Source organism: Wolbachia endosymbiont of Mansonella perstans, assembly GCF_020278605.1.
In the GTDB taxonomy this organism is placed as follows: Bacteria; Pseudomonadota; Alphaproteobacteria; order Rickettsiales; family Anaplasmataceae; genus Wolbachia.
Window position 1 is genome coordinate 1 of the sequence record NZ_JACZHU010000024.1, and the last position, 12,503, is coordinate 12,503.

At 36.2% G+C, this 12,503-nt stretch carries 13 protein-coding genes; 6 read left to right on the top strand and 7 right to left on the bottom strand.

Annotated elements, in window-relative coordinates; translation table 11 throughout:
- Positions 1-212: 212 nt before the first annotated feature.
- Positions 213-401 carry a JAB domain-containing protein gene (locus tag IHO13_RS02200; RefSeq protein ID WP_225538075.1) on the bottom strand — a complete coding sequence of 63 codons (189 nt, stop codon included), beginning with the start codon at positions 399-401 and terminating at the stop codon, positions 213-215.
- A 549-nt stretch (positions 402-950) separates the two neighbouring features.
- On the opposite strand from IHO13_RS02200, the gene secG reads away from it, so the two are divergent.
- The 3 genes from secG to IHO13_RS02215 are packed head-to-tail and all read left to right on the top strand — an operon-like array spanning position 951 to position 3,333.
- Positions 951-1,271 carry a preprotein translocase subunit SecG gene (gene secG / locus IHO13_RS02205; RefSeq protein ID WP_225538085.1) on the top strand — a complete coding sequence of 107 codons (321 nt, stop codon included), beginning with the start codon at positions 951-953 and terminating at the stop codon, positions 1,269-1,271.
- Positions 1,271-2,875 carry a CTP synthase gene (locus IHO13_RS02210; RefSeq protein ID WP_225538076.1) on the top strand — a complete coding sequence of 535 codons (1,605 nt, stop codon included), beginning with the start codon at positions 1,271-1,273 and terminating at the stop codon, positions 2,873-2,875. The genes secG and IHO13_RS02210 overlap by 1 nt, the downstream gene beginning before the upstream one ends.
- Before the next feature lie 41 nt (positions 2,876-2,916).
- The gene (locus IHO13_RS02215) at positions 2,917-3,333 is read left to right on the top strand and encodes a nucleoside deaminase (protein ID WP_225538086.1); all 417 of its coding nucleotides are present in this window, start codon (positions 2,917-2,919) and stop codon (positions 3,331-3,333) included.
- 104 nt (positions 3,334-3,437) lie between these two features.
- On the opposite strand, the gene IHO13_RS02220 is transcribed toward IHO13_RS02215, so the two are convergent.
- A complete protein-coding gene (locus IHO13_RS02220) occupies positions 3,438-4,709 on the bottom strand; it encodes an MFS transporter (protein ID WP_225538087.1) in 1,272 nt (423 codons plus the stop codon).
- Between the two features lie 502 nt (positions 4,710-5,211).
- On the opposite strand from IHO13_RS02220, the gene IHO13_RS02225 reads away from it, so the two are divergent.
- Positions 5,212-5,430, top strand: coding sequence for a hypothetical protein (locus tag IHO13_RS02225; RefSeq protein ID WP_225538077.1), 219 nt, complete (start codon positions 5,212-5,214; stop codon positions 5,428-5,430).
- A 585-nt stretch (positions 5,431-6,015) separates the two neighbouring features.
- Here IHO13_RS02225 and IHO13_RS02230 read toward each other — a convergent pair.
- Complete coding sequence (locus IHO13_RS02230; RefSeq protein WP_225538078.1) at positions 6,016-6,783, bottom strand: uracil-DNA glycosylase; 768 nt, start codon at positions 6,781-6,783, stop codon at positions 6,016-6,018.
- Positions 6,773-7,312, bottom strand: a complete 540-nt coding sequence (gene def, locus IHO13_RS02235; protein ID WP_225538079.1) for a peptide deformylase — start codon at positions 7,310-7,312, stop codon at positions 6,773-6,775. Before def ends, IHO13_RS02230 begins: the two co-directional genes overlap by 11 nt.
- Before the next feature lie 138 nt (positions 7,313-7,450).
- Here def and ftsA point away from each other — a divergent pair, with 138 nt between their 5' ends.
- Positions 7,451-8,689 carry a cell division protein FtsA gene (gene ftsA / locus IHO13_RS02240; RefSeq protein ID WP_225538080.1) on the top strand — a complete coding sequence of 413 codons (1,239 nt, stop codon included), beginning with the start codon at positions 7,451-7,453 and terminating at the stop codon, positions 8,687-8,689.
- 399 nt (positions 8,690-9,088) lie between these two features.
- Here ftsA and IHO13_RS02245 read toward each other — a convergent pair whose 3' ends face one another.
- Both IHO13_RS02245 and IHO13_RS02250 read right to left on the bottom strand, forming a co-directional pair.
- Positions 9,089-9,322, bottom strand: a complete 234-nt coding sequence (locus IHO13_RS02245) for a hypothetical protein (protein ID WP_225538081.1) — start codon at positions 9,320-9,322, stop codon at positions 9,089-9,091.
- A gap of 16 nt (positions 9,323-9,338) precedes the next feature.
- Positions 9,339-9,542 carry a hypothetical protein gene (locus IHO13_RS02250; RefSeq protein ID WP_225538082.1) on the bottom strand — a complete coding sequence of 68 codons (204 nt, stop codon included), beginning with the start codon at positions 9,540-9,542 and terminating at the stop codon, positions 9,339-9,341.
- Positions 9,543-10,466: 924 nt separating this feature from the next.
- Here IHO13_RS02250 and IHO13_RS02255 point away from each other — a divergent pair.
- The gene (locus IHO13_RS02255; RefSeq protein WP_225538083.1) at positions 10,467-12,275 is read left to right on the top strand and encodes an ABC transporter ATP-binding protein; all 1,809 of its coding nucleotides are present in this window, start codon (positions 10,467-10,469) and stop codon (positions 12,273-12,275) included.
- A 13-nt stretch (positions 12,276-12,288) separates the two neighbouring features.
- Here IHO13_RS02255 and IHO13_RS02260 read toward each other — a convergent pair whose 3' ends face one another.
- Positions 12,289-12,441: a hypothetical protein gene (locus IHO13_RS02260; protein ID WP_225538084.1), complete on the bottom strand. Its 153-nt coding sequence runs from the start codon at positions 12,439-12,441 to the stop codon at positions 12,289-12,291.
- Positions 12,442-12,503: the final 62 nt, after the last annotated feature.

Genomic DNA, 12,503 nt, shown 5'->3' on the forward strand with positions numbered 1-12,503 from the left:
AGAAACATCCTTGCTGTTATAAAGGGAGTTGAAAGAATTTTTCAAGTAGTTTTTTGACTCATCTTCCTCTCTTCAGAACATTGGTAAACATAAGCTACTGTAGCTATAAAAGCTTTCACAACAGCCTGTTTTCCTTGGAACTAAAATAGCTATCGAATGTGATAATGCCGATCTATTAATTCTATTCCTACACTTTTACAAGCCTCCGCTAGTTACCTAGTGAGGGGCATATCGCTACTTGAAGGCTGTGTATCTCCACTTGGATGGTTGTGAGATATTACAATAGACGTTGAGCCAATTAAAAGAGCGCGTTTTATGATTTCCTTAACATAAAGGGGAGTTTGATCTATTGCACTAACGTTTTGCATGTCTTCCGCCATTATACGATACCTTTTATTCATGTAAATGCGCGAAAATTTCCTTATTGAGGCTTCTTATGCTTATTCTTAAGTAATCAAGCAATTTTTTTTCAATTATTGATTATAGGCAGGTCCTTTATCTCTTCTCTTGCAGAGTGAACAAAGGCTTGTTTTACACAAAAAATGGCAGATATAGCTGCATTGTTGACCCCACCAATGTTTTGCAGTGCTTCTAAACCAGCGTTAAAAACCTTATTAAAATTACCAAAATTTTCTATCAGACTCTTTGGGCTTTAAATCAATTCTACTGTATGCTGAGTACAAAATATGCTCTCAAACCTCATAGTCGAGCAGTGATTGTCCATTATCCAGAATAATCTTCTCTCTTAAGTGCTTTCTATACCCTTTTTTGTAATCTTTTACCATTAATAAATTGCTTGCTGTGAATTTCCTATAATTAAGAAATTAGGATCTTAAGGTAAAATATTTTATAAACCTCTGTTATTCCAGATAAAACGCTCGTTTACTTGAATAGATCTCTTGACTGATGCACTTCATGCCCATAAAATTTTTATTTTCATCCCTATTATAATGTCAGTAACGATACTCAGTGTACTCCAAATAACATTAGTTGTTGTTCTAGTAATTTTAGTACTTTTGAGGCCACCTGGAAGTAGCCCGCTGAGTGGCTTTAGCAATTCACAGCAAGGGCCCAATTCAATGATCCCGGTGAAATCTTCCGCAAATCCGCTTAGTAAAACAACGGCTATAGTTGCCGGATTATTTATCATAAACACATTATTATTATCAGGATTATGTTCAAAAGATGTGCATAAAAAGTCAATTGCAGAAAAGATTATACTAGAAAAAAAACAAGAAAATGAATCTACCTTTGTTCCTTTTGAAAATTGATGAAGGAAGCTAAATTTATCTTTGTAACAGGTGGGGTTGTTTCATCACTTGGCAAGGGTTTAGTTGCCTCAAGTATAGGCGCACTTCTTCAGGCTCATGGCTTTGGGGTCCGCATCAGGAAACTTGATCCGTATCTGAATATTGATCCTGGAACAATGAACCCAATTCAACACGGGGAAGTATTTGTCACAGAAGATGGTGCTGAAACTGATTTGGACCTTGGGCATTATGAGCGCTTTACCGGGATTAAAGCAAACAAAGACGACAATATAACAACTGGTAAAGTATATCATGAGTTATTGAAGAAAGAAAGGCATGGTGATTATCTGGGCAAAACTGTGCAAGTTATTCCTCATGTGACAGATTTAATCAAGTCGTTTATTTTTAATGGTACGGAAGGTTTAGATTTTATAATATGTGAAATCGGTGGAACTGTAGGTGATATTGAAAGCCAACCTTTTTTGGAAGCCATACGTCAAATCAGCTATAAGCTTGGAAAACAAAGAGTTATCCTTATACACTTGACTTTGGTGCCATACCTTACTGCAGCACAAGAATTAAAAACAAAACCAACACAGCATTCAATTCGAGAGTTAAACTTTGCGGGGTTGCAACCAGATATTATATTATGCCGTAGCGAGAAAGAAATTTCTGATAATCAAAGAAGAAAAATAGCTAATCTTTGTAATGTTTCTTTGCCTAATGTAATACCTGCTCCTGATGTGAACCATATATATGAGCTGCCAGTCTTATATAACCAATGTGGACTTGGCACACAAGTTTTGGAACATTTTAACTTGAACAAGACAAAACCAAGCTTAAGTGAGTGGGATCAAATAGTACGCTCTATGAGACACCCAACACGGGAAGTCACTGTGTCTATAGTAGGAAAATACACTGAATTCCCTGATGCGTATAAATCGCTAGTTGAAGCATTAAATCATGGTGCAATTAGTAATAAGGTTAAGGTAAAAATAAATTGGATTAACTCAAGGGAGAAGAGTGAAGAACCTATCGACAAAAAACCAATAGAAGAGAAATTACAGAATTCTCATGCAATCCTTGTTCCAGGTGGATTTGGTGATGATGGAGTAGAGGGTAAAATACCGGCAATAAGTTATGCTCGCACGCGTAATATCCCATTTTTTGGAATATGTCTTGGTATGCAGCTTGCAGTTATTGAATTTGCTCGCAATGTCATTAAGCTTGAAGATGTACACTCCGAAGAATTTTGTACCTGTAAACATCCGGTCATTAAGCTAGCTGACAATAAGAACATCGACCTTGGTGGAACTATGAGACTTGGGGCGTGTAAATGTAATATAAGCCCAAGTTCCAAAATGGCAGATGCGTATAGTGATATTACTATCTCGGAAAGGCATAGACACAGATACATAATCAATTCAGACTATAAAGATGATTTAGAAAAAAATGGGTTGATATGCAGTGGTATATCAGAAGATGGAACGTGTATAGAGGCAGTGGAGCTGGAAAACCACCCATGGTTTATCGGCGTGCAATTTCACCCAGAGTTTCAATCAAAACCGTTTTCTCCTCATCCTCTTTTTGTATCTTTTATTAAGGCAGCAGCTAATACAATTTAAAAAAAGAAGATCAGCAGAGGAAAGTGTTTAGGTACCGATATATGGAGCTTGCAATAGAACAAGCAAAACTTGCCCAAAAGAGTGATGAAGTTCCTATAGGCGCTGTAATAGTGAGTAGAAGCAATGTTGTTTCTTCCGCGCACAACATATCCAATGATCCAACTGCACATGCGGAGATGTTAGTGATTAGACAAGCATGCAAATTGCTTTCAACGTCAGTACTTTGCGATGCTGATGTGTATGTAACATTAGAACCGTGTCCAATGTGTGCTCAAGCCATCTCCTTTGCAAGAATCAAACGATTATATTTTGGAGCCTATAATCCAAAAGGTGGAGGAATTAAAAATGGTGCTAAAATATTTCAATTTTGTAACCACATACCTGAAGTTTATGGCGGGGTATTAGAAACAGAGTGCTCTTTTTTGCTAAAAGATTTTTTTGAGAAACTGAGAACCTAATTAGGCTTAGCCATTCCAGCGTATACTGGTTAAGTTGAGTGTCTTTTAATCTTGCAACCCTTTCGATTTCACTAACGGAAAGTGTATGATTTATACCAGAATTTTTACCAATCAAAATTTTTATCTTGTGGTTTTATTTGCAATATTGCCACCAAACTGACCAATAAGCAGAAGATTATATAAAGCCCAGCAGCAAAGTTTATTTGAGGGAATGTTATAGTAAACCAAGTACATATCATAGGAGTAAATCCACCATGCAAAGCATAAGAGATGTTGCGTGATAAACTCACTCCACTAAATCTAACATTCGTGGGGAAGAGTTCGGATGCAACTATTCCTATAGGATTTATACCTCTTTCTATTATAGAGAGAACCATCACACTAAGCATAATTATAAGATAACTTTTATAGTGGTATGCAATAGATAATATGGGACAACACAGTACCATAGTAATTACTATGAATAGGATTGCAGTGCGCTCCTTTCCGACCTTATCAGCTAGCATTCCAAATGCTATTGAAGATATCGGCATTAATACACTGGTTATAATCAACACAGTTTCGTTGACATATGTTGTTATATACGTCTCAACCGATACTATTTCTTTTGCAATTGTTCTAAGAAACATGGTGAATCCAACAGCAACATTAACAGGTATAGATATTAAAATAGCAAGTGCAAGAGCTCTCTTGTAGAGTTTTATAAGCTTTATTATTGGCAAATCAGGTAAATTCCTTTGTTTTCGACTTTTTTCATATGCTGGAGTTTCTCCTAATGTGTATATACTATATGCACTAATCAGTCCCAAAACAGCTGAAAAAGTAAACGGTATTCTCCAACCCCAAGCGTTAAAGTCAGTGATTTTTTTACAGATAACCACTATCGCCACAGAAAGCAAAACGCCAATGGAGCGACCAAAACTTATTACTCCAAAAAACATTCCTAGCTTTTTCTTATTAGGTAAATGCTCTGTGAGATAAACAGAACTGCCTCCTTGTTCAGCGCCAAGCGCAATCCCTTGTGTTAGATGGATTGCAAGAAGCAACATAGTAGAAGCTACACCTATCCGGCTGTAACCTGGAATAAACGCAACGAGGCTAGAAGGAATCGATATTAGCAAGATGGCAATTGTTAACGCTACCCTCCTTCCATACCTGTCACCAATGTGACCAAATACAGATGCGCCAAGTGGCCTTACCATAGCGCTCAGTCCTGCAATTCCAAACAATTGCAATATGTTGTGGTAAACATCTTTTGCAGGACAAAACTCTCTACTGATTATGTTAACCAGATCAATAAAGAGCATATGGTCATACCATATTGCGATTCTGCAGAGTATTGTTGATACCAATACCCTTGTTTGCTGATTGCACACCAATTCAATTCGTAAATGTTTGTCCATTTTAGCTAGTTTTTAGGATATAGTAAAGCTATAACCCAAGGTGTGGGAGTGACTTTTTTATTATGGTATGTTATAATTAGAATATTATTAAAATCATGGGTAAAGTTCTAATGAATATAGCTTATTTAGTAACACTTATATCAACAGCTATAATAAAAATAGCAATGCTTTGTGCTGTAATGTGTATAGGTATCCTCTTTAATATTATTCAAAGGAATTAAAAAACTCTTAGATTCAAAAGGACTTCTATCCTGAAAGTGATAGGTGCAATTTCCACAATACTATCTCAGTCATATCCCTCCCGCTTATTACATTAAGCTTTACTACTCCATAACTTCTGGTAGTAGGTATAGTGGATGGCATTGTTGGCGCTATTTCCATAGTATTATCAATAGCAGCTTACGTTTTTCTTTCAATAGCGTAGAAAGAGTTGACTCAACAGCCTGATGATTATCAGCCCTTGTTCTTAGCTCCTTTGATGTTTATTGGAAACATCGTAGCTGGAGCTTGTATTGCTGCGAGCGGTGCTTTTTCAATGTGTGAAGTAGATTCCTTAACATCTTTTTCAGCAGCATTAGAGTCCTTATCCATAGTAAGAATACACGCATTAGCACTTACAATTGTAACTGCAATTGAAGTAGCTATTGTAATCGAACTTGCTAAGAAAGCTAAGGAACACCATCAGGTAAAGTAATACAACCAGAAGAAAAACTTGTCGAATCCTCAAACGATTATGTTAAAGATGAAACACCAAAACCTGACTCTAAAATTAAAGAAGCAGAAACAAAAGAAAAAACCGCTGGAAATAAGGAAGTATCTCCTATTACCTGACACCATTGCCACCTCAGCATGTGACACACATCTGCACGAACATTGTAATTTAAACCTACTACAATGGTGTCATTTCAGTGTGTGACGCTGGAATCTAGGAACTTTATCAAGTAGGTAAACATAAAAGTAGCTGCTTTACGTTAAAATATAACATTAATTATCACGGAAAGATTAGATCACAATGCCCAGCTACTTGGACGACATCGTAGGGCTACTTACATCGTTTGTTGTAAACTCACTTTTACTATATAATTAGTTTTTTAGAGAATCTTTCTACCTAATTTTACCACTCTGTTGAACGGGCACAAATTACAAACAAAAAATTAAAAAAAAACATAGTTGATCTCATCCGCTAACACGTAGTGGAACAACGAACTGTTGGTAGATATACTGTAATTACAATTACAGTATATCTATTGTTTTACTACTTTATTAGGTATTTGTGTAGTTATTGGAGATAGTCCCTAATCTTCTTCAAATCTTCCCAAGCTAAACGTTTTTGCGCTGGTTGGCGAAGTAGGTAAGCTGGATGAAATATAGCAGCTGCGGTAATTGAATTAGACAAATATTGGTTAGTATACGTATGAAACCTACCACGCAGGGTCGATATAGTTTTTGTGTTATCAAGTAGGCTATAACACGCGATTCCTCCGACCAGAACTAGAATCTGCGGTGAAACTAGCTCAATATGTTTTTCGACGAATGGCCTGCACATATCAAGTTCCAGGTCAGTTGGTTTTCTGTTACCAGGTGGACGCCAAAATATGGTATTGCTTATGTAAACTTTAGTGCGATCAAGATTAATTGCACCGAGCATTTTATCAAGCAACATCCCGCTTGCACCGCAAAATGGTATGCCTTGCAGGTCTTCATTTGCTCCCGGAGCTTCACCAACGAGCATAATTTTCGCATTTGGATTACCATCGGAAAAAACAGTATTGGTTGCAGTTTTCTTTATTTCACAACCTTCAAATGATACAACTGCACTTCTTAGCTCATCCACACTACTGCATTTACTTGCAAGTTTCCTTGCTTCAATTATCCAGTCACTTGGGAACATGGTTTGTTGTTCTTTTTTTTGTTGGACGACAGGAGGCTGCACAGCTTTATTATCCTCCTTATTTTTGACTTTTTTTTCTTCCTCGCTTTCTGTTAGCGTACAATCAACGCCCACTTCATGGTAAAATTTTAATATTTCTAAATCCTCATCGCTCATAGTGCCTCTTGATCTTTTGTGCCTTTTTTATGGCCATATTATACTTCAATTTAGACAAACGTCTAATATATAATATACCATTTAAATGATCTAGCTCATGCTGAATACATCTCGCAAGCCAACCACTAGCTTTTAGCATCCGTTCCTCATTATTTAAGTCTTTATATTTTACAGTTAAATACTTCGGACGCTTAATTTCGTGACTTTGTTCTGGAATTGAAAGACATCCTTCCTTGAGAATTATTTGCTCATCAGATGATTCCGTGATTTCAGGATTAATCATGCAAAACTTGCCATTCGATTTATATCCTGCCGGCCCGCCTTCAATGTCCTTCAGCTGAACACCCATAACAAAAATTCTTTTTAGTACTCCAACCTGCACTGCAGCAAGGCCAATACCATCTGCATCGTACATAGTTTCGAACATGTCATTTACTAATTCTTTAATTTCATCGTTTATAGCCGTTACTCCGCTTGCACGTGTAGTTAACCTTTCATCAGGGGCAATTACAATTGGTAATTTAGACATAAAATTATAACTCTATGTTTTATTTTTTCCTTTGTCTAGTGTTTGGGGTATATTAAAATGTTGCTGTATTTTTATAATAGAATATAAACTATTAAAGAAAGTTACAATTTAAATAGAATTGTGCCATAAGGTCAACTGATGTACTCTGCAGTAATAATAAAGCCAAGGGGAAGTGTTTTTGCTGTTTTAGACATAGGCACAACAAAGATTATCTGTCTAATCGTTAAAGTCAGTGGCAACTTCAGTTATGAAATAACAGGAGCAGGTTATAAGATCGCAGAGGGTATAAGTGGTGGATCAATAACCGACGTAAAGTATGCAAATTACTCCATTTTATCAACTATAGGTCTGGCTGAGCAAGTATCAGAGGAAACTATAGATCAGATATATATTAATATTGCCGGATGTGGAATTTCATCTTTCAATTTGCACAATGAAATTATTGCAGCCAATCATGAAATCTCTGACCGGGACATAAAACGTGTAGTCTTTCAAACATTTGAGAAATATATTGAGGGAAATGTTATCATTCACAATATACCGTTAAAATATCACTTAGATGACATGACCAACATAAAAGAAGTCATTGGATTGTATGGAAAAAGATTATCTGCTGAGGTTAATGTTGTCACTGCTTCTCGTTCAGCACTTACCAATATTGAAAACTGCGTAACCAACAACAGTGGGCTAAGTATGGCCGGCTGTATTGCATCTTCATACTCTGCAGGTCTTGCTTGTCTAAGTGAAGATGAGAAAGAGCTCGGAACTGCCATTGTTGATATAGGAGGTGGGTACACTGCAATCGGAATTTTTAAAAGGGGGAAACTTATATATGCAGACAGCATTCCAATTGGTGGCATTCATATCACTCAAGATATTGCTTATGGGTTATGTACAAGTATAGAACATGCAGAGCGCATAAAAATACTATACGGCAATACTATCGTGACTTCAATAGATGAAAACGAGTATATCACAGTGCAAAATAATGAAAGTGATGAGCCAACCCAAGTGCTCAAGTCTGAACTTATTGGCATTATAAGACCGAGAATCGAAGAAATACTTGAACTAGTAAAAGAGCAATTTCGGGAGCAGAAAGACACGATTAACAAAGTAGTCATCACAGGCGGAACCAGTCAGCTCACAAGCATGAAAGAAATTGCAAGCTATATATTCAATAAGCAAGTCCGTATTGGATGCCCTAAATCGTGTAGTGGCCTTGATGGCGAATACGATAAGAATCCTGTATTTTCTGCTGCCATAGGTTCTATAAAACTAATAGTTAATACTTTTTATAAAAATAGTCCCAGAACGCTCAGCCAGGATGGTAAAATAAGTAAATTGTATCACTGGGTTAAATCGAAAATTACAGTCTAGGTTCCTGTTTTCTCTTAATCATGCAAGCGTCACGCGCTGGAATGACAACATTCTACCCAATTCATAAATTGCAACTGGCCATAAATATTAAAATTTTTACCAAATAAAAAAAGGCAAAAGAAACCTTGTTAGCTAGTTATTTACTATCTATCTTTTAAATTGGCATTTTTTTATTGTCTTAAACGTTTTAATAAACGCATTTTAGCTTATATTTAGGTAAAAACCTTGAAAGTTTATAAAGACATGAGGTGCACATAGTGCAAAAAACTAAACACAAGATGCCAATTACATTGAGTTTTTTGTTGTTTAATCTGTACGGACTGAAGCTAAATAATAGCTTCAATACTATGAATAAGGATGAAGGCGAAGGTTGTTAAGTAGTTTTTTTAGTTCCGTTTCTTAGTTGATACGCGCCCTGCCTTTAAGCAGAGATAAAAGCACAATTATTACGAACAACATTCCACCAACAACTGATACAGCTCCACCCATAATGAAACAGATATGTGCTAGCATCAACGAAATGCTTGGTAAATCTACAACTTTCCTTAAGATGCCATATCCACCAAGCCATACAAGACAAGTAATATGGAAAAAATCTCCCAAACTGCATGCATAAATCTGTAATCTTACCACAGAGCTTTTTATCTCTTTACAGGCTAGTTTTGGCAACAGACAAATTCATAAAAGCTATAGTGATACCAACCACAGAACCATGGTAATGAGCAGGAATTGTGACATTCCCCTCAATAGTCAGCATTCCAAGCATGCCTCCACAGATAAATAATACAAATGAATGCAGTAAATAGTCACCCTTATCATTCAGTAAGGCTTTTATATTGCGATATACGAGCATTGTATAAGAAACACGGCAAAACTGCCTCAGCAATTTTCATGTGCCAAGTAAAAAACCTTATCAATTCAGCACTATCCACTGAATAAACAAAATATGCAAACGGCGAGCCTACAGCCAAGATCGTGTTGATAAATATCGGTAAATGGTAAAATTCTATTGTTTTAAGCTAGATTGATGCTGTAACTTAGTATTATCAAATAAACTAAAAACATTCCTTGAGCGAAGGCAAATTGTAATAAATGTTCGTCTCCCCAGAAGAGATACTCGTAAAATAAACTTTTATCTGAGTGATACAGACCTGTAGGCATATTTTTTTTGGCTAGAACAAAGCAAAGAAATGACGATACAAGTATAATGACCAGTCCAATTTGTTCAACAGAAAGGTAAGAAGCTTGTTTATTTGACATGTGGCTGAGTACTGCATTTGCCAATATGCTGGTAATAAACAAACTGAGCTCAAATAAAAACAATTTGCCTTGTAATACAGGTATATAGTTACTTTTGATCGCTTAAGTGTTTGGAACAAATGCGGATATGAACACCAGCAGCATGGAAAGGATTGAGAGAATCCATAAAAAGTTGAGCCAATTGTTGGTGTTTTATAGACTTCTGATAAAGAGCAGGGATATTATAGAGCACATCCATACCCAAATTGACAAGTTCACGTGTATCACCAGCGCATTATCAAAAGTGTATTGTGCAGAAGGAATGAGAGAGGAGAGAAAAGGCAGTCGTAGAAAATAACAATTATTGACAGCAATCCAGAGCAAGCAAGGTACATACTGCTAAGAATATCCATTGCCTGCAAAGTGAAGTTTTATTTTGTATGTTGAGCACAGTTATTTCCCTTTTTTATTTTTGATTGCTATAATACAAGGTAGCACAAGTTTTTCAAATTGATTAGCACTTCTATGCGTGGTTCAAATGAATGATATCACAACAAAGCAGGTCATATCTTTCATTCTAAAAATGCTGCACCCATTCCTGTTTCATATTACAATAGTATTGCTAGCAGCATTGGTTTGGGCTGTCGATGTTTCCTTTAGTCCGTACTTGATAAAAATTATTATAGACCGTGCTTCAACATCAGCTGCAGATAATCTTTTTTATAATATAGCAACTCCTACCATATCTTACGTACTGATATTACTTTTACTTGAATGCATTGCCAGGCTATACAACTATTTTTTTGAAATTAAGATGATTCCTAACCTACGTAAAAACATTGTTGAATCAAGTATTGTCATATTATTAAACCAAGATAATAGCTACTACCAAAATAACTTCTCTGGCAGTCTTGCTAACAAGGTTAATGATTTGACAAATTATATTCCGGATATTGTACAAATTATGATTGATAGGTTTGTAAGTCGCGCATTTGCACTTGGCATTGGAGTTTATTTTTTATGGCAAGTGAATATCAGCTTTGCTTTATTGATGCTGACTTGGTCAGCACTATTTGTTCTGTCTTCTTTCCTGCTTGCAGAGAAGGTAACGCGTCTTGCAGATGTGTGGTCAGAGCTTGTCTCAAGCATTACTGGCAAAATGGTAGATGTATTCTCAAATATCATGTCTGTAAGGTTATTTGCCAACAAATACCAAGAAAGATTATCTTTGCAAGCTACTCATAGCGAAGCTGTTAAAGCAGAGCAAAGCCTTCAGTGGCTGTATACGTGGATTTTTACTTTCTATGGCTTTTCATTCATAATTATGCAAATACTTAACTTGTATTTCTTAGTTAAAGGAAGGGAACAAGAACTGATTACTACTGGAGACTTTGCTTTCGTCATGACTGTTAATATAGCAATAGCTAATTTTCTTTGGATGATAGCCAGAGACTTCTCACAATTTTACAAATCATGGGGAAGGATTACTCAGGCTTTGAGGACAATTACTGCGGTTCCTGAAATCCAAGATCAGCCAAATGCAGCAGATCTGGTCATAAAAAAAGGGGAAATTATTTTCAATCAAGTTCATTTTTACTATAAAGATGCAGAACCAATATTTGAAAATAAATCCATAATAATTAAATCTGGTCAAAAAGTAGGGCTTGTTGGTTATTCAGGTAGTGGTAAATCGACATTTGTGAACCTGATCCTCCGGCTTTATGATGTTAAGTCTGGAAAAATTTCAATTGATGGACAAGATATTCGCAATGTAACCCAGGATTCTCTACACAAAAATATCGGAATGATTCCACAAGATCCATCGCTTTTTCATAGAACTCTGATGGAAAACATTCGCTATGGCAAAGCAGATGCTAGCGATGATAAAGTGATAGAGGCTGCCAAACGTGCGCATGCCCATGAATTTATTTTAAAATTACCTCAGGGTTATGAATCACTCGTTGGAGAAAGAGGTGTAAAACTTTCAGGAGGACAGAGACAACGCATTGCAATTGCAAGAGCTATTTTAAAAAACGCTCCTATATTAATTTTGGATGAAGCAACCTCACAACTTGATTCTGTGATTGAAAGTGATATTCAAAAGTCCCTACGGGAGTTGATGCAAGGCAAAACTACAATAGTAATAGCCCATCGCTTATCTACACTTTTGCATATGGGTCGCATTTTAGTCTTTGATCAAGGCAAAATTGTAGAAGACGGCACGCACCAAGCATTGCTCGATAAAAATGGAATGTATAAAACCCTATGGAATGCACAAGTTGGTGGATTTTTGCCAGAGAAAAGTGGAGGGGTATACATCAAGAGGTGCGTTAAAGAGCAAACATAAGGTATTTTTTTAATCAACGTGGAAACGGTGCAACTTGAAAGTCTTCAGTCATATTGTTTAAAAAGTTTTTGCTTAAGTCTTGATCAAACTTTTCAATTGTTATACCAAATCCCAACGGTAAATTAAAAAGTTCTCCTGCGATTAGCGAATTTATAGCTCTTTCCATAATAATTCAAGAGAGGTAAAATAAGGACTTATAGTAGTGAAGGTAAAGATACCAGCAGCGTA

Excerpts from the sequence above, each read along its gene's own strand:
- IHO13_RS02200 (WP_225538075.1), bottom strand. The coding sequence starts at position 401 with ATGAATAAAAGGTATCGTATAATGGCGGAAGACATGCAAAACGTTAGT.
- secG (WP_225538085.1), top strand. The coding sequence starts at position 951 with ATGTCAGTAACGATACTCAGTGTACTCCAAATAACATTAGTTGTTGTT.
- IHO13_RS02210 (WP_225538076.1), top strand. The coding sequence starts at position 1,271 with ATGAAGGAAGCTAAATTTATCTTTGTAACAGGTGGGGTTGTTTCATCA.
- IHO13_RS02215 (WP_225538086.1), top strand. The coding sequence starts at position 2,917 with ATGGAGCTTGCAATAGAACAAGCAAAACTTGCCCAAAAGAGTGATGAA.
- IHO13_RS02230 (WP_225538078.1), bottom strand. The coding sequence starts at position 6,783 with ATGAGCGATGAGGATTTAGAAATATTAAAATTTTACCATGAAGTGGGC.
- def (WP_225538079.1), bottom strand. The coding sequence starts at position 7,312 with ATGTCTAAATTACCAATTGTAATTGCCCCTGATGAAAGGTTAACTACA.
- ftsA (WP_225538080.1), top strand. The coding sequence starts at position 7,451 with ATGTACTCTGCAGTAATAATAAAGCCAAGGGGAAGTGTTTTTGCTGTT.
- IHO13_RS02250 (WP_225538082.1), bottom strand. The coding sequence starts at position 9,542 with ATGCTCGTATATCGCAATATAAAAGCCTTACTGAATGATAAGGGTGAC.
- IHO13_RS02255 (WP_225538083.1), top strand. The coding sequence starts at position 10,467 with ATGAATGATATCACAACAAAGCAGGTCATATCTTTCATTCTAAAAATG.
- IHO13_RS02260 (WP_225538084.1), bottom strand. The coding sequence starts at position 12,441 with ATGGAAAGAGCTATAAATTCGCTAATCGCAGGAGAACTTTTTAATTTA.